Origin of the sequence: Alkalibacillus salilacus (genome assembly GCF_030812915.1) — a bacterium.
Taxonomy (GTDB): domain Bacteria; phylum Bacillota; class Bacilli; order Bacillales; family Alkalibacillaceae; genus Alkalibacillus; species Alkalibacillus salilacus.
Map to the genome: position 1 here is coordinate 42944 of NZ_JAUSTQ010000004.1, position 24378 is coordinate 67321.

23 protein-coding genes are annotated in these 24378 nt (G+C 37.8%); 8 read left to right on the forward strand and 15 right to left on the reverse strand.

The annotated features are described in order from the left end of the window. The first annotated feature begins 17 nt into the window (after positions 1–17). The 4 genes from J2S77_RS06075 (at position 18) to J2S77_RS06090 (ending at position 4822) form a co-directional block, all read left to right on the forward strand. On the forward strand, positions 18–965 hold the full coding sequence (locus J2S77_RS06075; protein WP_306975598.1) for a BMP family lipoprotein: 948 nt from the start codon (positions 18–20) through the stop codon (positions 963–965). 19 nt (positions 966–984) lie between these two features. Next, a complete protein-coding gene (locus J2S77_RS06080; RefSeq protein ID WP_306975600.1) occupies positions 985–2634 on the forward strand; it encodes a methyl-accepting chemotaxis protein in 1650 nt (549 codons plus the stop codon). Positions 2635–2781: 147 nt separating this feature from the next. Beyond that, entirely contained in the window at positions 2782–4026 is a 1245-nt protein-coding gene (locus J2S77_RS06085) for a helix-turn-helix domain-containing protein (RefSeq protein WP_306975602.1), read from the forward strand. A 22-nt stretch (positions 4027–4048) separates the two neighbouring features. Further along, positions 4049–4822, forward strand: coding sequence for an enoyl-CoA hydratase (locus J2S77_RS06090; protein ID WP_306975603.1), 774 nt, complete (start codon positions 4049–4051; stop codon positions 4820–4822). 86 nt (positions 4823–4908) lie between these two features. Here J2S77_RS06090 and J2S77_RS06095 read toward each other — a convergent pair whose 3' ends face one another. The 5 genes from J2S77_RS06095 to J2S77_RS06115 form a co-directional block, all read right to left on the reverse strand. Next, entirely contained in the window at positions 4909–6051 is a 1143-nt protein-coding gene (locus tag J2S77_RS06095) for a mannitol-1-phosphate 5-dehydrogenase (RefSeq protein ID WP_306975604.1), read from the reverse strand. After that, on the reverse strand, positions 6051–6485 hold the full coding sequence (locus J2S77_RS06100) for a PTS mannitol transporter subunit IIA (RefSeq protein ID WP_306975606.1): 435 nt from the start codon (positions 6483–6485) through the stop codon (positions 6051–6053). Before J2S77_RS06100 ends, J2S77_RS06095 begins: the two co-directional genes overlap by 1 nt. Positions 6486–6521: 36 nt before the next feature. Beyond that, positions 6522–8573, reverse strand: a complete 2052-nt coding sequence (locus J2S77_RS06105; RefSeq protein ID WP_306975608.1) for a BglG family transcription antiterminator — start codon at positions 8571–8573, stop codon at positions 6522–6524. Between the two features lie 199 nt (positions 8574–8772). After that, positions 8773–10236 carry a PTS mannitol transporter subunit IIBC gene (locus J2S77_RS06110; RefSeq protein ID WP_306975610.1) on the reverse strand — a complete coding sequence of 488 codons (1464 nt, stop codon included), beginning with the start codon at positions 10234–10236 and terminating at the stop codon, positions 8773–8775. A gap of 205 nt (positions 10237–10441) precedes the next feature. Further along, on the reverse strand, positions 10442–11005 hold the full coding sequence (locus J2S77_RS06115) for an NADPH-dependent FMN reductase (protein WP_306975612.1): 564 nt from the start codon (positions 11003–11005) through the stop codon (positions 10442–10444). Positions 11006–11325: 320 nt separating this feature from the next. Between J2S77_RS06115 and J2S77_RS06120 the strand changes: the two genes are divergently transcribed. Then, a complete protein-coding gene (locus tag J2S77_RS06120; RefSeq protein ID WP_306975613.1) occupies positions 11326–12012 on the forward strand; it encodes a 3D domain-containing protein in 687 nt (228 codons plus the stop codon). Positions 12013–12202: 190 nt separating this feature from the next. On the opposite strand, the gene J2S77_RS06125 is transcribed toward J2S77_RS06120, so the two are convergent. From J2S77_RS06125 to J2S77_RS06145, 5 genes are all read right to left on the reverse strand, one after another. Further along, positions 12203–12619: an organic hydroperoxide resistance protein gene (locus tag J2S77_RS06125; protein ID WP_306975615.1), complete on the reverse strand. Its 417-nt coding sequence runs from the start codon at positions 12617–12619 to the stop codon at positions 12203–12205. A 75-nt stretch (positions 12620–12694) separates the two neighbouring features. Next, entirely contained in the window at positions 12695–14746 is a 2052-nt protein-coding gene (locus tag J2S77_RS06130) for a putative bifunctional diguanylate cyclase/phosphodiesterase (RefSeq protein WP_306975617.1), read from the reverse strand. 198 nt (positions 14747–14944) lie between these two features. Next, on the reverse strand, positions 14945–16624 hold the full coding sequence (locus tag J2S77_RS06135; protein ID WP_306975618.1) for an ABC1 kinase family protein: 1680 nt from the start codon (positions 16622–16624) through the stop codon (positions 14945–14947). A 23-nt stretch (positions 16625–16647) separates the two neighbouring features. Then, the gene (locus J2S77_RS06140) at positions 16648–16956 is read right to left on the reverse strand and encodes a phasin family protein (protein WP_306975619.1); all 309 of its coding nucleotides are present in this window, start codon (positions 16954–16956) and stop codon (positions 16648–16650) included. A gap of 153 nt (positions 16957–17109) precedes the next feature. Further along, complete coding sequence (locus tag J2S77_RS06145) at positions 17110–17307, reverse strand: cold shock domain-containing protein (protein ID WP_167262104.1); 198 nt, start codon at positions 17305–17307, stop codon at positions 17110–17112. A 320-nt stretch (positions 17308–17627) separates the two neighbouring features. Here J2S77_RS06145 and J2S77_RS06150 point away from each other — a divergent pair, with 320 nt between their 5' ends. Then, positions 17628–18440, forward strand: coding sequence for a SurA N-terminal domain-containing protein (locus J2S77_RS06150; protein WP_306975621.1), 813 nt, complete (start codon positions 17628–17630; stop codon positions 18438–18440). A gap of 45 nt (positions 18441–18485) precedes the next feature. On the opposite strand, the gene J2S77_RS06155 is transcribed toward J2S77_RS06150, so the two are convergent. Continuing rightward, positions 18486–19271: an SDR family oxidoreductase gene (locus J2S77_RS06155; protein ID WP_306975622.1), complete on the reverse strand. Its 786-nt coding sequence runs from the start codon at positions 19269–19271 to the stop codon at positions 18486–18488. Between the two features lie 212 nt (positions 19272–19483). Here J2S77_RS06155 and J2S77_RS06160 point away from each other — a divergent pair, with 212 nt between their 5' ends. After that, on the forward strand, positions 19484–20077 hold the full coding sequence (locus J2S77_RS06160; RefSeq protein ID WP_306975624.1) for a TetR/AcrR family transcriptional regulator: 594 nt from the start codon (positions 19484–19486) through the stop codon (positions 20075–20077). Positions 20078–20097: 20 nt separating this feature from the next. On the opposite strand, the gene J2S77_RS06165 is transcribed toward J2S77_RS06160, so the two are convergent. From J2S77_RS06165 to J2S77_RS06180, 4 genes are all read right to left on the reverse strand, one after another. After that, the gene (locus J2S77_RS06165) at positions 20098–20823 is read right to left on the reverse strand and encodes a class I SAM-dependent methyltransferase (protein ID WP_306975626.1); all 726 of its coding nucleotides are present in this window, start codon (positions 20821–20823) and stop codon (positions 20098–20100) included. Further along, entirely contained in the window at positions 20798–21331 is a 534-nt protein-coding gene (locus tag J2S77_RS06170) for a DUF4269 domain-containing protein (protein ID WP_306975628.1), read from the reverse strand. The genes J2S77_RS06165 and J2S77_RS06170 overlap by 26 nt, the downstream gene beginning before the upstream one ends. A gap of 69 nt (positions 21332–21400) precedes the next feature. Further along, positions 21401–22432 carry a hypothetical protein gene (locus J2S77_RS06175; protein ID WP_306975630.1) on the reverse strand — a complete coding sequence of 344 codons (1032 nt, stop codon included), beginning with the start codon at positions 22430–22432 and terminating at the stop codon, positions 21401–21403. Beyond that, on the reverse strand, positions 22416–22928 hold the full coding sequence (locus tag J2S77_RS06180) for an RNA polymerase sigma factor (RefSeq protein WP_306975632.1): 513 nt from the start codon (positions 22926–22928) through the stop codon (positions 22416–22418). The genes J2S77_RS06175 and J2S77_RS06180 overlap by 17 nt, the downstream gene beginning before the upstream one ends. Before the next feature lie 167 nt (positions 22929–23095). On the opposite strand from J2S77_RS06180, the gene hmpA reads away from it, so the two are divergent. Then, positions 23096–24316 (forward strand): NO-inducible flavohemoprotein, encoded by a 1221-nt coding sequence (hmpA, locus tag J2S77_RS06185; RefSeq protein WP_306975634.1) that lies wholly within the window; start codon positions 23096–23098, stop codon positions 24314–24316. Positions 24317–24378 lie beyond the last annotated feature (62 nt).

The window sequence follows — 24378 nt, forward strand, 5'->3', positions numbered from 1 at the left end:
AGTTTAGGAGGTTGTTTATGAAACGAATCAAAATCACTGTTCTACTACTATTCGCGCTAATGATGACAGTCGCGTGTTCATCAAACAGTGAGGATATAGACTCAAGTGAGGACACCCTAAGTGCTGGGCTTCTCGTCACAGAAAGCGGTATTGGTGATAATGCCTTTAGTGACTTAGCATTCCAAGGATTAACACAAGCACGAGATGAATTAGATGTGGTTTTTGATTACCGCGAACCATTAGATGAGAACTATGAAGAGGAGCTTCAAGAGCTCATCGACCAAGACCATGATGTCATCTTTGGTCTTAGCTTCACAACGTCCCCTGCCATTAAGGCAAAAGCAGAGGAATATCCAGACCAACAATTTGTCGTGATTGATGACACGATTGACTTACCAAATGTAACGTCAATTACCTTTAAAGAAGATGAAGGTAGCCGTCTTATCGGCTTAATTGCAGGGATGCGTACCGATAGTGACGTCGTCGGTTTTATCGGTGGTGTTGAAAGTGACGTCATCCAGAAATTCGAAGATGGTTTTAAACAAGGTGTTCAAGAAGCCAATCCAGATGCTGAGATTTTAACTGAGTATGCTGGCACTTTCGATGACGATCAATTAGGGGCCGAGATCGCTAGTGACATGGTTGATGAAGGAGCAGATTACATATTCCCATCTGCAGGTTTTACTGGAACAGGTGCTTTACAAGAAGCGCAGAGCCAAGGCATTCATGCATTTGGTGTTGACACAGACCAATACACGATAGCTGAAGATGCAGTCGTTTCATCCATGGTTAAAAACGTCAATATCGCGATTTATAATGTAATGGAACAACTCAGTAATGGTGAATCGCTAGAAGGTGATCATCGTGAATTAGGATTAGAAGAAGAAGGCGTTGGTTTAGCGCCAATTCGTGTCATAGAATTAACGGATCAACAACAACAAACCTTAGATAATGCACAAAATTAATTCGGAAAGGAGTCTTTGAATGTCCATTAAAAAACGATTGTACATAATGACATTGACACCGCTCATTTTGAGTTTACTGATCGTGTCATTTATTGCTTATGAAATGATTAACCTACAGGATTCATCACAAGATGATATCGACGTCTTACTCGAAAGTAAGGATATTTATTCCCAACTCCAATCAACTGAACAGGCTTTGTCTACTTATTTCTACAGCCCTTCTGCAGCAACGAAACAAGAAGCTGAATTGCAAGTAGAACAAACAGATGAAACGATTCAAGGGATTATGGATTTAGTTGAAACAGACGAACAACAACGCTGGGCTAGCCAAGCTCAAGAAAAGTATTCAAATTGGCAAACTGCAACCAATGAAGCGCTCGAATCCGAGAACATGAACAATGTTCAACAACAAGCACTAAGAACTGCCGGCCTTGTGAATGATGCCTATATGTTAGAGCGTGCGAGTAATAATTGGTATGATCAGAATATTGAAGAACAACAAAATAAGATCAGTGGATTACTAACGATGATTTTAATCGCAAGTATTGTCCTGATTATCTTCACATTGTTCTTAACCCTTAGATTATCGAACCGCATAGCTAACCCACTTCAAGCATTATCACAGCAAGCGCAAGAAGCAGCTTCAGGTAAACTATCATTAGATATCGATGTTAATGAAAAAGAGAAAGATGAAGTTGGGCAGCTTAAGCGTTCATTTAAGACAATGATTGAGAACTTAAAAGATACCGTCGAATCTATCCATTCTATCAATCGACGGGTAGACGATTTCAGCACGCAACTAAATGATGAAATTAAAAGTTTAACAGAGGGCAGTGAACAAGTTGCTAGTTCTACCGATGAATTAGCACAGGGTAGTCAATCAATTTCCAATGATGTGCAAGATGCGGTAACACTCGTTGAAAATATGCAACATGACTTTGAAGCAAATGCTGAAGAAAGTGACGCCGCCAATGAAGAAAGTACCCATGCACAACAAGCTGTCCAAGACGGGCATAAAGCACTTGTTTCGCAGAAAACCATTATGGATCAGAACCAGGAAGCAATGGCAGAAGTTCGTTCATCAGTAGAACAATTCACGCATTACACGGAACAGATTGAACAAGCTGTTGCACTTGTAAACGATATTGCTGAACAAACGAACTTACTTGCTTTAAATGCAGCGATCGAAGCTGCGCGTGCTGGTGAACACGGAAAAGGTTTCGCCGTTGTTGCCGATGAAGTTCGTAAATTGGCTGATCAGTCAACATCAGCGACAGATGACATTAAACAAATGGTTGATCAAATTCGCCAAGGTGTCGATAAAATCAATGTTCAAACCGAAGAAACAACACGTTTAAGTGAAGAACAAGTGAATGCAGTCGATACATCTGAACAATCGTTTAATAATATCGCCGAGCATGTTAGTCAAATCTATGACCGTCTAGAGAGACTATCACAAAATATGAACGAATCACGCAAACAATCCGAGCAGATTACCGCAACGATGGAAAGTATTAGTTCTGTCACCGAAGAGACAGCTGCAGGAACTGAAGAAATTTCAGCTTCAGCAAGCGAACAACAAAATGCCTTCCAAAAACTACAACAAGAAGCTGAGAAACTTGAAATGATGATTGAAGAATTAAATGAAAAGACATCACATTTTCACTAAGTAAATCTATCCCTTTCGACAACATAGTAGTTAAGTCGAAAGGGATTTTTTACATTCGTTACCTTTTTGCTTACAATATTAATAGAAGGTAAAATCATACAACTGTTTTATAACAGTTCATCCTACTCTTATAAATTAGGTGAAAAAATGTTTAATGTGAGCTCATTCATTCAATATCATAGGACAAATCAAGGCTTATCCCAGCGAGATCTTACAGATGGAATATGTTCGATCTCATATTTAAGTAAAATAGAAAACGATACGATTGAACCGAGCCAAGATTTATTTAATATGTTATGCGAACGATTGGGTGTCTCACTTGAATCTTTTAATAAAATGACGAACCATGCTATTGAAGACGAAATCATGTGGCTTTATAAACTTATTTCGAAAAAGAACTTCAATGAAGCGAACTCATACTATCAATCTTTAAAAACCCAACTGACTCCCTTTCACCACGAACGGATTATTCATTTATTTAAGTTGATCGAACTTTACTATTTTATTGAAACGAAGGATGATAGAGTCAATCACTATGAAACAGATGACCTATTACAAATGGAGGCAAGTTTTGTAGAAGAAAAACGTTATTACTTTCTTAAAATCAAGGGCGTTTACTATATTCACCTTGCTTATCCTCACCAAGCGATTCTTTATCTTATAGATGCTGAACAGGTCCTGACGCGTTATGCGATGAAAGATCCTGACTTGTATTATTTAATCGCTGCTACTTACACCAGATTATCTGAACCTGCCCGCAGCAATCACTATTGTCAAATTGCTAAAGAGCAATATATTAATGTGTTTATGTACCCTAGAATCACCGATTGTTATGTGATGTTCGGTATCAATTATACGTTATTGCAAGCATTTGATATTGCAGAGCGCTATTTCTTTCAAGTCCTAAACTCAAGACCGATGATGGATTCAGATCATGTAACTGCTAATGTGCAGTATAATATTGGGTTCATGTATTGTGAAAAACAAGAGTGGAAACAGGCATTGAACTATTTACATCAAGCCTTATCAGGTTTTCATTCAGCTTTTGAAAAACTCCATTGTGTTCAAATGATCGCAAAAGCTTATCATCATTTGCAGGAAAATGACGAAGCCATGTCGTATATTGAATGTGGAAAACAATTAAGTAGCCAAACTGGTGATCAGAAAATTCTTTGTTTATTATGGCTGTTAGAACATCAAATTTATGATACCCTTCATACAACACAGTTTATTAATGAGGCTGAACAATACTGGCTTAATTATTTGGTTGAACGAGGAGAAAATCGGACTTTAAAACAGCTATATTTCTTCCTTTCAGAATCGCTAGTCAATCAGAACCGCCATAGTGAAGCGATTACGTATTATAACAAGTTGATGCAATTAGGCATCTAAACTATTAAAAGTGAGGGATTCTATGTCTAATCTAGTGTTATTAACCGAAGAAGATCATGTGACGACTATTACTTTGAATCGCCCTGAACAAGTAAATGCTTTAAACGAAGAGATGTTAAGTGCTTTAGCTGAGCGTTTAAAAGAAGCATTCCATAATGATTCTAAAATTGTCGTTTTAGAAGCGAATGGTAAAGCTTTTTCAGCAGGTGGAGACTTAAACATGATGGTAAATTCAGATACTGGCGGACATTTCGAAAACATTATGAATACCATTGAGGACATTGTCTTAACACTTTATCAAATGCCTAAAATCACGATCGCTGCGCTGAAAGGTTCAGCTGCTGGACTAGGCCTTAGTTTAACGCTTGCTTGTGACTATGTTTTAGCTAAATCAGATGCTAAAGTCGCAATGAACTTTATCGGAATAGGTTTGATTCCTGATGGAGGCGGACATTTCTTCATGCAACAGCGTATTGGGACTGTACGTGCGAAGCAAACCATCTGGGAAGGTAAACGATTAGAAGCTGATGAGGCAAAAGGGTTAGGTTTAATCGACTTTGTGATTAACTCTGATATGGATCAAGTGGTTAATCAGTATATTGATAAATTGAAGAAGTCGCCAATCTTGGCGATGATTGAGTCAAAAATGATTTATCATCAGCAATCGATTGATCAACTCAAATCGTTCTTAGCTGATGAGACAAAAGGTCAGACAAACATGCGACAAACTTCGGATCACCAAGAAGGTGTTGATGCTTTTCTTAATAAACGCCATCCGAATTTCACTTGGGAGTAAGACCAAATTAATTCCTTAATTAAAATCCCTTAGCCTTCATACTCGCATGTATGAGTTGGCTAAGGGATTTTAATATACTTCAAGCTTTAATTACCTAACTCGTCCATTATATAATCATATAGTGGTTCGTCTGGGCTTAAGCCACACACGTCTTCTAAGACTCGAGCATAGCCAGATTCTTGAATCATTTGTTGTAATTCCACTGCTTCAGCATCTGCTTCGTTACTATAGTCAAGGGCACTGATAATCACCTTGATCAAATATTTAGGAGCTTCATTAAACAATTCAACGTACTGAAGGGCTGGGCGAATCAAGCGATCTTTCTCTCCTAATTTACGCTTCGGTCCACGTGCTACTCTCGTGATCTCGTCATTTAAATAAGGGTTTTTAAAGCGATTAATAATCTTCTTACGATATTTCTTATGCGTCGCGCCATCAAAACCATATAATTGAATGAGAACATGACCTGTTTCTTGTAGAGCACCGTTAACAGTCGTGATAACCTCCTGATCTTGGGTAGCTTCCTTAATAGTGTTGTATCCAAATTGGTCACCTAAATAAGCGATCGCAGCATGACCTGTATTAACCGTAAATAATTTCCGTTCAATATATGATGTTAAGTCTTCAACATAAGTAATCCCCTTTATATCAGGAACTTCGCCTTTAACATCATTTAGTGAAACCACCCATTCATAATAAGGCTCAACCGTTACAGCTAATAGATCATCATTTTCTTGATTAGGGACAATGCGGTCAACAGCAGCATCTGGAAACCCTACCCGTTCCTCTAACAACGCATGATACTCTTGTGGCAAATGTTCCAACACTTTTTCTTTGAGTAAAGAGCTGCCACCGATCATATTCTCACATGCGATCACATTCAGGTAATCATTCTTTTCGTCAAACCGTTTGACTAAACCTTCAGCAATATTTCGAGCGATAATCGGAAGCACTTGTGGTCCAACCGCAGTTGTGACGATATCAGCCTTAGCAATGTTTTTGCTTACTTCTTCTGGCTCTTCAGTACTGACAATGCCTGAAATATTGCTCACGATCTTCTCTTGCTCTTCTTCTCCTGCTAAAATCACAGGATATTGCTTGCGTTCATTAATCGCATGAATAATTGCTTCATTAACATCGACGAACACGGTATGGTAATTGGCATCGGAGAGTAGTGTCCCAATGAACCCCCGACCAATATTACCAGCGCCAAAATGCACAGCTAGCATTAATTAACGCCTCCTAAAATCGTTAGAATCTCATCTTTTGTTTCGGCGTGAATCAACTTTTGAATATTCTCTTCTTCAGAACAAACGAGTGCAATTTTAGACAGAATCTCTAGATGCTCATTTCCTTTACCTGCAATACCGATCAAAATATTAACTTCATTTCCGTCAAAATCAACACCGTTCGGTACAATGACAACTGATAAACCTGTTTCATTAACCGTTGATTTCGCATCCTCTGTACCATGAGGAATCGCAACTTGATTACCAATATACGTTGTAGAAACTTCTTCACGTTCTAACATTTTGTCAATGTAGCTTGCTTCCACATATCCTTGATTGCTCAAAATTTGCCCTGCATAACGTACAGCTTCCTCTTTACTATTTAGTTCTGCATTTAATACAATATTGTCTTTCGTTAAAATATCTTTAGCCATTGTCATTCTTCCCTTCTATTGGATGTTAAGACTCACTTAAGTCAATTGCGACGCTAAATAAGCCTTGATTGTTTCTTCCTGTTGAGACTCGAAAATCGAAATCGCCTGATCATCTTTAACGAGTAATTCACTAATCGAACTTAAAACTTCTAATTCATGTTGATCAACGGATTCTGGCGAGATCATAACCATCATGTGCCTCATTTCCATCCATTGATCATCCATTCCCCTCACTTTAATGGGAGTCTTTAAAGGGTAAATCGTTAATGAAGGCTTCACAACCTCACGATTCCGCGTATGAAATAAAGCCAAAGACGTGTTAGGGATTCCAACCCCACCACTATCTAATCGTTTTAACAACTGATCTGAAACAACTTGATCATCGCGGATTACATCATGATTAAGCAATACTTCACAGATGGTCCTTACCGTTTGTTCTAAACTTAAATTCTTCTTAATTGGATGAACCGAAACATCATCAATTATAGGTAGTGGATGATTTGGTTGTGACGCCTTCACGTCAACATCATGAGTTGAACTATCTTCGCTCCGATTCGTTTTTCCTACATTTCGACTCACCCGTTGTTTATGGATAAAACGATTAATCTCACGAATGTCATTTTGATCTAACATAGGTGATACCAGCACATACTCATTAGACATGTTTTGAATGGGGACAGTTGATACCATAAAATCATACTTCTCTAAGTCTAAGCGTTCGATATCAAACAAAGAACCATGGTCAACTGAGCTGATCTCCGAAAAATGTTGATTAATTTTAGTAGCTAACATTTTCGAGGTGCCTATACCACTCGAACAAACAACTAACACATTAAAGCGTAAATCCTCTTCCATCTTTAACATCGTCGAGGCAAAGTGTAATACCAAGTAAGCTACCTCTTCTTTCGGGAAAGTTAATTGAGGAAATACGTGATGAACACCTTCTTCGATGATCTCGAATAAGACAGGGTGGTCAGTTTCAATTTGTGATGCTAAGGGATTTTTAATATTCATCCCTTGCGATAATCGGAAAACAGCTGGTTTTAAATGAGCCACTAAATCATTTAAAATCTGATCTTGTTCAAATACAAACCGCTCCATTCTACGATTAACGAAATCAATTAATTCTTTGGCTTTAAAAGCCATATCAAGTGAAGATTCTTCTAATAAATAGTCATGATCATAACGTAACTTCGCCCCGAGCAGGTGCATCGTAATATAACCAATCTCATCTCGCGGAATGGTCATATCAAACGCCTTCTCTAACTTTTCTATCATCTTTTGAGCTATTTGAAACTCGGTTGAATCTTCTAAATCAGCCAAATACGCCTGATCAAATTGAATCGTTTCACCCTTCTGCAAACGTTCCATGGCCAATGTTAAATGAACAATCAGTCCAATATAGGCATTATCTGCAAGTTCATAAGGTAAGTCAGCATTCGCCTGATTGACCGCTTCTTTGACCCGAGATAGTTTATCATGTTCAACTAAATCAAGAAGACGATGCGAAATTGAATTCATCTGTTTCGAATCATGCTCTATATTTTTACTCAACAAATGAATAAGCTCTGATTCATCTACGTGTTTAGAAATAAGATAACTCATCGCTGAGCGCTTTTGTTTTTCTTCACCATCAATCTTCACCCCATAACCACGTTTTCGAATTAAACTTAACTCGTATTGCTCTAAAAGGGGCTGTAAATAATCGAGGTCATGACTAACCGTCGCAATGGTTACCTGTAGTTCATTCGCCAAAGCATACAATTTAATCGGGTCTTGAGCTTCTAATAGTGTCGTTAATATAATGGATTGTCGTTCTTCGGGTGTGTAATCAGTGTGCTCGAGTTGTAAAATCGCATGCTTCAACTGTTCTTGATTATGTTCATCTCCTGATAATTCAACTCCCACACCTGATTTCTTATGAATCGTTAAGTGATAATCTTGAATGATGGATTCAAGATTATTTAAATCACGATGAACTGTTCTGACGCTAACATCTAATTCCTCTGACAACCGATTAACAGGAATTGGTTCATCGTAAGATAAGAGTGTCTCAATTAATTTACGCTCACGACCAGAAATGTACACTGATTCACACCCCCTTCTGACATTTCATCTAAATGCCCACTATTATTGTAACTACCCTAAAACTGCCAAAGCAATTCAATCTTCTTGCTATTTAGACATAATCAATGTTGCCATAACTAAACAACTTAAATTTTTTAATACTCATACAAAAATCGCGGAAGTCACTCTAGAAAGGCTATCCCACGATTTTGCAGCTGAATTATTTGTTTTTAATTGTTTCAACTAACTCATCATATTTAGGACTGTTTAAGAAGTTTTCCACTGAAACATGATAAGCACTTGGCATTTTCGTTCTAGCACGATCTGTAAGGTCTTTATGCGTGATAATAATATCAGCATCACCTGGCAATTCGTTAATTGCTGTATTGTTTACCTCAATACCTTCGATACCAGATTTTTGGAACTTGTCTTTTAAGAGTGAAGCACCCATGGCACTTGAGCCCATACCAGCGTCACATGCGAAGATCACTTTATTGATATTCTCAGGCATTTCTTCAGGCTCCACTTCGGCATGATGTTCTTCGTTTGTTTCATCAGATTGTTCTGATTGTTGATTTTGTTTTAACTGTCCAGAAACAGAGCTCTCTTTACCTTTAAGTGATTCCATTTGGTTAGTTGCATTCTCTAACTCTTCAGTGTCATCAGTCTTACTGGATTTCAGAATAATAGAAGCAATTAAGAATGAAACAGCCGCCGCTACAATCACACCTAATAAGATACCTATATGATCACCTCTTGGAGTCATCGCCATAAGAGCAAATATACTACCTGGGGATGGAGTTGCTGTTAAACCAACGTCCATGATACTAAAGGTGAACACACCACTTACACCACCAGCTATTATTGCTAATAACAAGGAAGGTTTCATTAGAATATAAGGGAAATAGATTTCATGAATACCACCAAAGAATTGGATGACAGTAGCGCCAGAGGCTGAACTTCTCGCCATTCCAGTTCCAAACACGACAAACGCTAGTAAGACACCTAAACCAGGGCCTGGGTTCGTCTCTAATAAGAAGAGAATAGATTTGCCTGTTTCAGATGATTCTTCTAACCCTAATGGACTTAAAATACCATGGTTGATGGCATTGTTTAGGAACAGGACTTTGGCCGGTTCAATGATGATATTAGCTAACGGTAACAGCCCAGCGTTCACTAATACTTCAACGCCTGATGCTAACACTTGGTTTAATGCAGAAACTAATGGGCCAAAGACTTTCAGTGCCAATCCTGCTAATATTGCACCTAAGATACCAGCTGAGAAGTTATTATAAAGCATTTCAAACCCTGAACGAATATGATGTTGAAACGCCTCGTCCATTTTACGGGTGATATAACCACCGAGTGGACCTAGAATCATAGCGCCTAAGAGCATGGTAATGTCTGTACCCACAACAGCACCAATTGTCGCTGTTGCACCAACGACACCACCTCGGCCACCGTGTATCATTTTACCGCCAGTATAACCAATTAAAAGCGGTAATAAATAGGTGATCATCGGTCCTACAAGCTGAGCCAATGATTCATTCGGAATCCAACCGTCTGGAATGAATAACGCCGTGATTAAGCCCCATGCAATAAAAGCTGCAATGTTCGGCATAATCATGCCACTTAAATAGCTTCCGAAACGTTGAACTTTTTCGCGCACACTATTTTGTGCCATACTTTTTCCTCCTTAAGTTACTTACTAAAAATGATTTAATTGAATCTAATATGATTGCTAATATCTATGGTAAAGCGTTTTCATTGGCTTCACAATCTTCTCTTAAAGCACTTTTGACAACATGAATGTTGACACCATTAAAAAAGTACAGGTTAGGACCTGTACTGTTGAGAGTTTTATAGGAAATCTTTATATAAATTTTAGCTTAAGAGTATAAATGGTCGCCTTCCTTAATCGCCTGACTCATTGGTAAATAATGTGAAAACACACGAGCCATTTCATAAATACGATGTTTAACACCTTCCGCAATTAATTCGTTCGTATGGGAGAATTGAGACGAATCGGTATAGACATAATTGGGTGTAATTAAGCATTTGAAATAATCAAAAACAGGTTTCAGTTGATTCTCAATCACTAAATGGTGTTGCACAGTACCACCATTCGCCATAAGTGCAACGGGTTTATAGCGCATTGATTGGGGTGATACAAGATCGAGAGCATTTTTTAGCGAACCTGGAATGGACCCTTGGAAAATAGGTGTCGCCACGATGAAACCATCTGCTTCTTCCAATTTTTGAATCAACGATTGTGTCACTTCGGAATAGTCTTCTAATCCCCGCCCGTCTGCAAAATCAACAGGATATTGTTCTAAATCTATAGATTCAATTTCAATTTCATTTGATATATTTTTTAAATGTTTATTTGCTTCTAATAAAAGTGTCTTTGTCTTTGAGCCAACCATTGTTCCGTTCAACAATACAACTTTCACTTATATCCCTCCCGTTAGGAACTAAACTATATTTAATAAGGAAAGGATTAAAAAGAACGATATACTTCAATCCTTTTATGATCCACACATACTTACTATATTTTAACCCTTTGTGATGCCCTTTTCAAATTAATGCAATAGTGCTTTTAGTCTGTCTGTTAAAAATTTTTAGATTCTTTTCAGAAGTGTCATTAAACTGTTACACATTTGTACAAGCACTGTGATTGACCTGTTACTTATAACTGTTATACTACCCCTCGGGCTCAAAAAAGAAAACCAAAGTCCTATTGTCAATTTGTTCATTTTACGGAGGTATGATCATGAATAAAACTATTTTACTAATGTTTGGTGCAGGAATCCTGATCGCCACTCTATTAGTAGCATTTGATTCTAATATAAAAAACACTAATTCAAGTCAAGATACAGATGCAGAAAACACAGAAGAAACTGATTCATCTAAGGTAAGCTCAAATAGCTACCAAGCCATCTCAACACATCTCTCAGAAAAAGAGGACATTACCGTTGTGAAATCGGAATCTAAAACAAAAGTAGCTAACAATCAATCTAGTAATCAAGCAGATCAAGAACAAGATTCAACTCAAAACAATGAGCAACAATCTCAAGAATCAAACCAAACTAATAATCAAGAACAAGAAACAAAGCAACAAGATAATTCTGGTGAAGTTCAACATGTCAGTGAATCCAATGACGTGAAAGAAACAATGTATATGGAAGCAACTGCTTATACAGCTTATTGTGATGGGTGCAGTGGTACAACAAAAACAGGTATAGACCTACGCGCTAACCCAAATCAAAAAGTCATTGCCGTTGATCCGAACGTCATTCCATTAGGTGCTACCGTCTGGGTTGAAGGCTATGGTACAGCTATAGCAGGAGATACAGGTGGAGCGATTAAGGGTAATCGCATCGATGTGTTTATGGCAAATGAAGCAGATGCGAACAGATTTGGAAGAAGACAAGTTCAAATTAAGATTTTAGAATACTAATGCATATAACCAGTTGAGGAACTGATTCCTTAACTGGTTTTATTTATATGCTAGTTATAATTCGTGTGACTTAATTTACTTTTAAAGGGGATTGATTCAACTTTCTAGAAGCTTGATTCAATTTCTGAGGTCCTTGATTCAAAAAAAGGTCTGTGGCTCAAATCGCCACAGACCTTTTCATTACATCATCTTATTTAACAACCGCTTCTAACTCTACATCAATGTTATTACGCGTTGCCTTAGAGTATGGACAAACTTTATGCGCTTCTTTCATCAATTCGTCCGCTTCATCTTGTGAAACGCCACTAATTTCAGAAATCAATTTTACACCAACTTTGAAGCCACCATCAGAATCATCTTTCATGAAACTGACTTCACCGTGTGTTGTTGATTCAATATCTTTCTTTTGATTCTTAGCAACTAAGTTAAGAGCACCGTCATAGCATGCTGCATAACCCGCTGCGAATAATTGTTCAGGGTTTGTCCCTGTTTCATCCGTATTCTCTGTCGGCATAACCACGTTTAAATCAATAACGCCATCTTCTGACTTAACGTGACCACCACGACCGCCTTGTGCTGTTGCTTTTGTTGTAAATAAATGACTCATATTTAAACACTCCTTTATATAAAGTCTATCTAATCTATACCCGAAAAATCAAATGTTCATGCATACAACATTATATTAATTTAATAATTTTTCTTGATAGGAAGCATTCCAGTCCAGCAACTCATGGGCTGAGATCGGTTTTCCAAAATAGAAACCTTGAATTTCATCTGCAGAGGTCTGCCCAATAATATCAAGCTCCTCTATTTGTTCGACACCTTCTATGACAACACCAAGAGATAAAGTTGAACCGAGATTAATCACATCTGTTAAAAACTGTTGAGCTAGCTTATCTTCTACAATTCCTTCTAAGAATGACTTATCTATTTTCATCTTATCAATCGGGAGGTTTCGCAAATAAGTTAAGGATGAAAAACCTGTTCCAAAATCATCTAAAGCTATCGTTGCTCCTAATTCACGTAGGCTTTCTATCGTCGTGAGTGCGACTTTCTCTTCTTCAATAATGCTTGATTCCGTGATTTCAAATTCTAATAAACTTGGATTAATCTGATATTTCTCAATAATATTTTCAACATCGGCTACAAAGGTGTCTTCTATAAGTGTCCGGTTAGATAAATTAATGGCCACTTGACCGACATCAAATCCTGCCCACTGCCATTCCTTGATTTGTTTACAAACACGTTCGATTAACCAGAGTGTAATGGGATGAATATCACCTGTTTTTTCTGCAATCGGGATAAATTGTCCTGGAGAAATAAAGCCAAGCTGTCGATCATTCCACCGAATCAATGCTTCAACTCCAATAAATTCGTGACTATGATTTGCAATTTTAGGTTGATACCTCACTACTAATTCCTCGTCATACTCAATTAAACGTATTCGCTCCAATAGTTTCTCTCGAAGCCCTTCACTATGTGTCGTACCTTGATAGAACGCATAATCATTAATCAATTCAAAACCCTTTGTATTTATAACCGCATAAGCTTGATCAACTATTTCCATCGTATTTTTCGTTGTTTTTGGCTTGGAAGCTAAAGCTACACTGACGTTAAGTCCTGCAATAGTCTCACTTTGACATCGCTTAATTAAGTCTTTAGAGAAAGCTCCTAATTTTTTTGATATCGTAAATTCGCAAGCAATGACACCGATTTTTTGATTACTAATCCGATAAATTAAGAATTCACGCCTAGAAAGAGACTTCCGATAAGCCTGTTTAATAAAATCAACTAGTACTTTAATCGTTTCATCACCTTGTTGATAACTATACTTATTATTAATCGTATCGAGGTCATGTAGATGAATAACTGCAACTCCAACCTCATTCATATTCTTAAATTGACCCATCTGTTGATTGAAAACTTTTCGATTAGGTAGATTGGTCAATGGATCATACAATTCTAGTCGCCGTTTTAATTGACGATCGAACATGGTGCTGAATATTGAGAAAAAGACGATTGCCAAAACCCCAACTACAACACTTGCGATAAGAATTTCGAACAACTCATGTGTCCCTTCCGCCTCTAGAACTACAGGATCTGCCTCAAAGGATGTCGCGTACATTCCCGTGTAGTGCATGCTAGACACGCCCAAACCTAATAGACTGGCTATCGCCACTTTATTATGCAATTTCATGCGTTCAGGTTGGTTAATCAATATGAGAAGCGCAATTAATGAAATAACCACCGCTAGTAAGATTGAGAGCAATACATAGCCAGCATGATAGTCTATGGTAACATTAGGTATTCTCATTGCATCCATACCTAAGTAATGCATAGATGCAATACCTATTCCCATAATCATAGCAGCAATCCACATATGTAAGTATTTACGCTTACGATAATAAACCATCCAAAAGGCTAATAATGCAGCAAAAATCGCTGGCAAAACGGACAAAATGGTTAATATAGGATCATACGTCATGGGCACGCCTAATTGATAAGCACTCATGGCAATAAAATGCATGGACCAAATACCAGCCCCCATCGTCAACGAGGCTAATCCAACCCAAAAATAAGGGTGAATTAAACCACTATGATATAAACGCTCATTCAAAGACAGCGCTGCATAAGAGGCAATAATTGCAATTAGAATCGATAAGATTACCAAAAACTGACTGTATGTACCATTGATGGTAACCGTCGTGATCAAATTATAGTCTAATAAACCCATCTGAAATTCCTCACCGTTTCATGTAACATCTATCCATATTTTAATACAGTTATGACGAAATGACTATGATATTTCGACAAAATTCGTTACATTAACTAATCCAACTCCTATCGACCTTCCATCATTAAGGTTAGGTTACTCCAATAAAAAATGGCAGCGAACGCGACCGTACGCTGCCATCAACATTCCTATATTCACCTAAAACCTACCTGACCTCATAATTGAATACAACATCCAGAGAAACATTAATAATGCTATAATAAACCCAATTTCAATCGCCGGAATGCTCCACACCATAGAATGTTGTTCGTTTAATGCAGAACCAATCATCAAACCAACCATTATTAAACTGAACGCTAATAGCACAATACTGAATGATAACCGATTGCTTACTTGATCTAATTTCCGCATAAATGTATCTGCTTTCGAGAAATTGATCTCGATTGGAACTTTACGTTTTTTTGCTATGGCATTAATTTCTTGTAAGACTTCTGGTAAATCTTCGACAGCCTCCCCATATTCACCTAATTGATCAAATATTTTCTCAGCTGTTCGTTTCGGGTTATATTTTTGGCGGATTAAATCTCGCCCGTATGGTTCAGCAATTGCAAATATATCCAAATCAGGTGCTAGCGTTTCAATGACCGATTCCATCGTGAACATCGTCTTACCTACCAATGATAAATCAGGATGAATATAGATTTGATGATGCTGTGCAATCTGATACATATCCGTAATTGATTCACCAATGCTGAGGTCCTTTAATGGGACATCATAATACTTAATCACTAGCTGATCTATATCTCTTCGTAGCGAGGATTCATCCAGATGATCTGGCGCTATTCCTAGTTTCTTAATGGTCTTCACAATTTTATTGGCATCTTGTCGCACAATTGCAATGACTAATGAGGCCAATCTGGATTTCATGTCACGAGACAACCTTCCAACTAATCCAAAATCCATTAAGGCAATTTTTTGATCTTCAGTTATAAAGAAGTTTCCTTGATGAGGGTCGGCATGAAACAGTCCATCTTTAAAGATTTGATGATAAAGTGCTTGAATCATATTCTCTGCAATCGTATCAAGGTCAAAATTCGCTTCTTTCATCACATCAACTTGATTCAGTTTATACCCCTCTACAAATTCCATAGTTAACACACGCTTAGAGGAGTAATCCCAATAGATCTCAGGAATTTTAATCGAGTCCCATTCCTCGAATTGTTTGCGCATTAAATCAGCATTCAGACCTTCTGTTTCATAATTGAGTTCATCAATAATAGCACTCTTAAATTCTTCTAACACACCTGTGACTTGATATTGCCCGGCCCAATCAAAACGACGTTCAGCACGTTTCGCTAACTCTTCTAGAATTTCAAGGTCTGTATGTATTTGTTCAAACACGCCTGGCCTGCGAACCTTAACCGCAACACGTTGGCCACTTGGCAAAGTCGCTTCATGTACTTGACCAATAGAAGCCACACCAATTGGTTCAGGGTTGAATTCATCAAATAACGTCTCAACACGTTCCCCAAAATCTTGCTCTACCATTATTTGAACATCTTCGAATGAAAATGGCTCAAGTTCATCTTGTAAAAAAGACAATTCGCGAATGACATCTTTAGGCAATAAATCAGGTCGCATACTAGCAATTTGACCAACCTTAATAAAAGTCGGGCCTAACTCTTCTAAGAATGAGCGTAATCGTCTGCCTAATTGTTGGGATGTTTCACTGTGACGTTGATTCACATACACTCGACGCGGTAAGGAAAACACTTGGTCAAGCCCAACTTCTTTCACGAAATATCCAAAACCATTCCTTGCTAGTGCTGCTGCTATTTCTCTATACCGCCGCATGTGCTTCATTCGTTTACCAATCATGGTAATGCCTCCATCACTATTAATTAGGACTGATCGTTCGTATCATGTTTCGCTTCTAATTCAGCAATACGTTTTTCTAATTCATCATAATCTTCACGTGTTGGGATGTTTAATTCATGTAAATAAGACTTAACTAATTCATGAACTTTTTGATCCATCTCTTCTTGCCGTTGCTCACCTTTTTGGCGAACTTCATTTAATAAATTGGTTAACTCTGATTTAGATAATTCACCTTTATCATACATTTCATCTAATACTTTATCCACTTGCTCCTTACTTGCTTGCGCTAAACCCAATCCTAATGATAACCCTTTTTTAAAAGTATCACGCATAACTTGTACCTCCTCATCAATCATATGTTGATAGTTAACCATTACCCTGAAATACAGCCATAAAAACTTATGTACATGGAGAGGTTTATATAAGCCCTAGAAGATACAAAAAAAGTGTGTAGCCTTAGCTACACACTTTTTATAATCAGTTTATTACTGAGCAACAACGTTTGCTGCTTGTGGTCCACGGTCGCCTTCAACGATTTCGAATTCAACTGTTTGACCGTCTTCTAGTGTTTTGAAACCTTCAGCTTGGATTGCTGAGAAGTGTACGAATACATCGTCACCGTCTTGACGCTCAATAAATCCGAAACCTTTTTCTGAGTTAAACCATTTAACTGTACCTGTCATATATAATGACCTCCTTAATTGTGTTGACAAAAATTGAATCTCGTTACTTTCGACATCAATTAAGAGAGGCCTTTCAGTAATCATCGATATCAATCATTTGCTCAACTCTTACTTTACACACTTCTGAACTAAATTGCAACCCCAAACACTTCAAAATGAAAAATCTTTTTATAACACCCTATAAAATAAACGCTAATAACACTTTATAACAATCATATTACATTTTATTTTCAAGCAGGGTTTTGGCTTGTACTAGTCTAAAGCCTCTGCTACAATTCATTAACGAAACATTTTATTAACAGCAAAGGATGTGTATTAACATGAAAAAGACGCTTTTACTCTTCGTATTAGCGATTCTCGCAAGTGTAATGGTTGCTTGTGGCGGTGATAATAACGATGAAGGCGATTCAGGAAACTCAGGAGACGAAGGTACATCAGAAGAAGAAGGTAACAGTGAAGAAGGTGGCAATAGCGAAGATGGTAGCAGTGAAGAATCATCTAACGGCGAAGGTGACTCTGAATCCTCAGGTGAATCTGTTTCAGATGTAGGTGAAGATGAAGTCGTTGCAACTGTTGGCGGTGAAGACATTTTAGGTTCTCGCCTACTCCAAGCTGAACAAACCCTTAGTCAGCAATATCAAATGATGGGACAAGATCCTAGTCAAAATGCAGGTGCTATTCGCGAAGCAGCTATGGATCAAGTCGTTAACTCAAAAGTAATTGAACTAGCAGCACTTGATGCTGGTCTTGAGCCTTCTGAAGAAGAAGTGACTGAAGAAGTAGACTCACAAATTAGTACCATGCAAGAACAAAACGAGCTTGAATCTGAAGATGCTGTATACGAGCAACTTGGCATGAGCGAAGAAGAGGTCCAAGATCAAATTCGTTCATCCATGTTAATTCAAAACTATTTAGATGAAAACATGGAAGAACCAAGTGTTTCAGATGAAGACATCGAGCAAGCATATGAAGATTACAAATCACAAATGGAACAAGCAAATCAAGAAGCAGAAAGTTTAGAAAATATGCGTAGTGATCTAGAATCACAAGTAAAACAACAAAAACAAAGTGAACAACAACAAGCGTTAATTGATGACTTAAAAGAAGATACTGAAGTTAACGTTCAGATTTAATTAATAAAAAGGGCTACTCCGAAACTTCGGAGTAGCCCTTTTTTATTAATATTGATAAGACTGTCCACCGTCAATTGGAATGACTGAAGCATTAATAAAGTTAGCCTGATTAGAGAGTAGGAAAGCCACTAGATAACCCACTTCCTCTGGTTTACCAAACCGTTTCATTGGGTTAGGCTCAACAAATTGCTCGCCAATTTTTTCCCAGTTATCCGGATCAATTTGTTTGAGTGATCCTTCAACCATTGGTGTCATAATCGCACCAGGTGCAATGGCTTTAATGCTTACGCCGTATTGACCATACTCAATACCAGAATTCTTCGTTAAGCCTACAACACCATGTTTACTTGCAGCATAACCAGATTGATTACCTACACCACGAATACCTCCAACTGAGGCTGTGTTAACAATTGAACCAGTTCCTTGTGTCTTCATCACTTCTAATACATATTTCATGCCATAGAAAACACCGTTCAAGTTGATATTAACAACTTTCTCAAATTCATCAGAACCGTAATCCTGAGTTAGGTTTTGCTTCCCTTCAATTCCTGCATTATTAAAGAATCCATCAATTTGTTTAAATGTTTCTACTGTTTGATTAACATACTTCTTTACTTCATCTTCATTTGATACATCTGCCTTAATAACTAACACTTCAGCTGATGGCGCTACTTCTTGAATTTTCGCTTTTGTTTCATCTAACGCCTCTTGATTAAGATCAACTAACGAAAGACTAGCTCCTTCCTTCGCTACTTGAATCGCTGCAGCCTGTCCTAAGCCAGAACCTGCTCCCGTAATCAACACAACTTGATCGTCAAAACGATTTTGCATGATCAAACCTCCTTAATATACATCAATTCTTGGGGTAAACGCTTACATCAAACAACTAAAATTTCATAGTACTAGACTATGTCATGTCGCTTAATGTTCGTTTATAATTAAAGTATACAACGCTTGAACAATCATACAATCATTGATCTTTTAACATTTGTCTATTGTTTAGACAGATCAAAACAATTTGTCTAAATAAAAGGAGGATTATCATGTACGAAGAATCTGTTCGACAAAACCGAACTAAAAATCATTTCAAACTAGCCTTAACCGAACTCATTAAAGAACAAGGTTTCTATTCAATCACCGTCAAAGATCTAGTCGAACAAGCGCAATATAATCGTAGTACGTTTTATGTGCATTATCATGATAAATTCGAAATGGCAGATGATTTACAACATGAATTATTACATGGATTAGAAGAAGCAGTGCAACTTCCATATAAAAGACGTCGAACGATTAACACGGAAAAACTGAACACATCACATTTCGAAATCATTTCTTATGTCTATCAGCAACGATTTTATTTTGACTTAATTAACTATGACGATACACTGCCTGGTCTTCACCGCAGTCTTCCTAATAAATTCTTAGACATTTATAAAAACTATTTTGCTTTCGAAACAATCGGTGATCAACCTGTTAATATGGATTACTTTAAACATTATATTGCATTGGGATTCTACGGCCTGATTCAGAGTTGGATTCAAGGTGGGTTTCAAGAAAGCCAAGATGATTTCATCCATGAAGTAATTGAATTATCCAAAACACACATCCGTTCTGTACAATATATTGGTGACTTATAAACGGGTAAAGCAATCGAGTTTTATTGTTTCTGTAACATCGTTAACCACATAAATGTTAAACTCTGCTTTAAATTTTTCGGTAATTGCCCAAGGATGTGATCTGACACAGCTTCCTTATAAATTCCTTCTGAACCAATAATATGATAACCCTCACACTCAGCTAATTGCTCAAATTCCCATGGCATCATGGTATTCATAATGACATCCTCGCCGTATAACCGCTCAAAACTATTAGCTCTAGGTCCTGCTGTAGGGCCTAAGATGCCAAAACACAAATAGCCTCCAGGTTTAACGACTCGCCCTATTTCTCGAAACGTCTCAGATGGCTTTTCAGTCCACTCCAGTGAATTAATAGCAAGCACACTATCAAACGTATTGTTCTCAAATGGTAAATGAGCCATATCAGCTTGTTGAAAATTTAAATGAGTCATATCCTCAGTCAAACGGTCACGACATAAGTCAATCATATCATCCGATAAATCAACGCCTGTTACCTTATAGTCTAACTGCCACAACTTATAAGAGCCGTAGCCATCACCACAACCTAAATCTAGGACTGCACTTTGCTTCGGCACGAACTGATTAAAAAATGGGATAATGTTACGTCGGCTTCCTTCTTCCCACATGGATTGACTTCTAGCGTGCCAGAAATTCGCACGTTCGTTCCATTGTTCTTTTGCTTGAATATGCCAAATATTCTTTTTCACCTTATACACCCTCTTAAATATAGTTATGTTCCTCTCCATAATCCATTAATCGCTCGAAAGGATTTTGATAATCCAGTCCTAGGCATTCACAAAACGCCACTTCGGTTGTGAATCCTTCCCTTTTTAAATGACGTACATCCTCCATAAACTCTGGATGATCCATCAATATGTGTGCTTCAACCATCATATGTAAATATGCATTTTGCCTATTGGTTGGTTGATTCATACCAAACAATTCAAATTCAAAGCCATACGCATAGAAATTAGCTTTAACGACAGCTGACCCGTTGACTTCAATTGTTTTGAGTGAAAATGACTTAAATGACTGATAAGCCTCACTTAACCGTCTAGCAAAATCATCGAGATCATGTACATAAAAAATAATATCAAGATCAGAATCTTCGTCATGGATATTCAATGGAATCGTCCCACAAACAATCGGATCGTAGGATACGAATTCATCTAAAACGTTAACCTTTTGAATTGCCTTATAAGCACGTCTTTGATATGGATCACCTTTCTTTAAAGCTAATAATGAATCAAACACAGTTTCACCTCACCCACATAAAAAAGCCTTATTAGTCTCTATTGTACCAATAAGGCTTCCATACTTCGATTAAGATTCGTTTTCAATTGTTTCAAGAAGTAGTTCAAATCGTGGCCAGAACCCATCGCCTGCTGCCATAGGGTAATGATAATCGATCACGACGACGTTTTCCCCCAGTTCTCCTGCAACATACCCTTCGCCAGAACGGTAATAGCGCTTGCCTTCAATCGACGTGTCGTAATTCGCCAAATTCTCTTCCCCTTCAAATTCACCTTCATCAACTGACAATTGATTCACCGCTTCATTAACAGTCATATCGGTAAATACTTGAAGGTTAATCGCTACATCAACTGATTCCGCATTATTATGATGAGTGACCACCCCATCTTCTATGTTATAAGGCGCAAGCCATTCATCCATTTGATATGTGATACCGTACGGATCTAATGCAAAGGTTGTTATCTCTGTTTGTTCCTCAGTACCTTCAACGACGATTGTTCCTTCACCAACCGAAACTTCTTCGAGTGACAACGTTTCCTTTGTAGATGGTGGTGCTTCTAATTGATCAATGACCTTCGTAACTGAATCAGTACCATTTGATACATGCCAATAAACCTCACCTGTAGTTGGCAAATCAGATTCTGGTATTGAGACATTAATTATAAAGGAGTCATCCATCGTAACTTCAGAAAAGTCTGGAGGTGTGCTTCCCTCTATATCAATTGAATGACTAATCGCTTCATACCCTTCACCAACTGGTCCGGTAATCGTATAATTTCCACTTTCCCCTTCAATTTCTGCTGCCTCGGCGATTTCTTCAGGTAATATTTTCGTTTCCGCCTCTTCAGCGCTATGATCTGGAGCCATATTTTGCTGACCATCATCACCGTCGTTCATTATCCCCAAAGTCACAAAAGCAAATAATGCTACGGCTGCGACACTCGTGCCAGCCACCATCCAACGTTGTCGTTTTTGACGCTTTTGTTTTTTCTGAGCATATTGTTGAATCGTTTGACGCATCTGTTGTTTTTTTTGTTGATCCATTTTCCATTCCCTCGACTCTTCTTTCAAAACATCTAATTCATCATGATTCTGACTCAAAAGCAACCCCTCCTTTACGCTGAAGTGCTTTAATCGCACGATGATAAGTGGTGCTCACCTTATTTTCCGACCATCCTAATACTTGTGCGGTTTCTGCAACGGTGAATTCTTCGATACCGCGTAAAAAGACAACATCTCGATAATTCGGCTTTAATTGATTGATTAATTCTCGAACATAAACTCGTAATTCAGTATTCTCTACGACTGTCTCGGGCGAATCCACTGTTTTCGGCTGATAATCTTCCTCATCTATCAATCGTCGCCAATCCCTTACTTTGTTTTTACGCATTTGATCTGTAGCTAAGTTACGGGCAATGCTAATAAGCCATGTTTTAGGGTTCGCATCACCACGAAATGACTGATGGTGATTAATTGCTTTAATGAATACGTCTTGAACCAGATCTTCAACATCTGGTGTACCTAAGCGAAAGACTAAAAATCGATAAATATCATCAGCATATTGATCAAACCATTTTATAATTAGATCATCATCCATCTCACGCCCCCACTTTCTGTCTGGATTACTTATTAGACGATACCAACCAAAAAATCTTACACTTTAATAAAATATTCATAATTTCAAACTGTTTTTGTGATATATATCACAAACTAAACCTTCTATAGATTAGATAATGAAATTAACTCAAATATGGAGGGTTTCAAATGTTAACAGAACAACAAAAAGATACAATTAAGGCAACAGCTCCGGTACTGCGTGAACATGGCACAACGATTACAACACGTTTTTACCAATTGCTTTTCGAAAAACACCCAAAGCTCTTAAATATATTTAATCAAGCAAATCAAAAACAAGGTAAACAGCAACGTGCTTTAGCTAACTCTATTATCGCATCAGCTGAACACATCGACCAATTAGAGTCGATTATGCCTGTTGTTGAACAAATCGCTCATAAACATCGCAGTTTAGGTATTAAACCTGAACACTATCCGATCGTCGGTGAGAACTTACTTATTGCGATCAAAGACGTATTAGGTGATGCTGCAACAGATGACATCATGCAAGCTTGGGAAGACGCTTATCAAGTGATTGCCGATATTTTTATCAGTGTTGAAGCTGATTTATACGAAGAAACTGAACAACAACCAGGTGGATGGAAAGATTTCAAACCTTTCTACATTGCAGGTAAAGTTGTTGAAAGTGATGTTATCACGTCATTTTATCTCAAACCAGTTGATGAACAACCACTGCCGACTTTCGAACCAGGTCAATATATTAGTGTTAAACTTGATATTCCAAGTGAAACCTATACGAATATTCGTCAGTACAGTCTTTCATACAAACCGAATCAAAGTTATTTCCGAATCAGTGTTAAACGTGAAGATGAACATGATCCGAATGGTGTTGTCTCCAATTATTTACACAACGAAGCATCAGTTGGTGACCTGTTAGACGTTAGTGCGCCAGCAGGTGAATTCACACTAGATACGAATAGTACAAAACCACTCGTTCTGTTAGCTGGTGGTGTAGGTATTACACCGCTTATCAATATGCTTCATACAGTCGTTGAGCAACAGCCGAGTCGACCAGTATCAATAGTACATGCCGTCCGTAATGGAGATGTTCAAGCTTTTGAACAGGAACTAACGGATTTAGTATTAGATCATCAACATGTTAATATCTATACCATTCTATCTCACCCAACAGCAGATGATGAGGCCAATAAACATTATCATCAGAAAGGTTTCATCACATATGATTGGATGAAGGATCACTTGCCGATGGATGAAGCTGATTTTTATTTCTGTGGTCCAAAACCGTTTATGGAAGCTGTTATGAATCATTTAAATCAACATGGTGTGACCGAAGACCGCCTTAACTTTGAATTCTTCGGCCCACAAGAAGAGCTAGAAACAGTACAATAGCCTTAACCATATAAAACACCTCAGCTCAAGTTGAATTACATGAAGCTGAGGTGTTTTTGGTT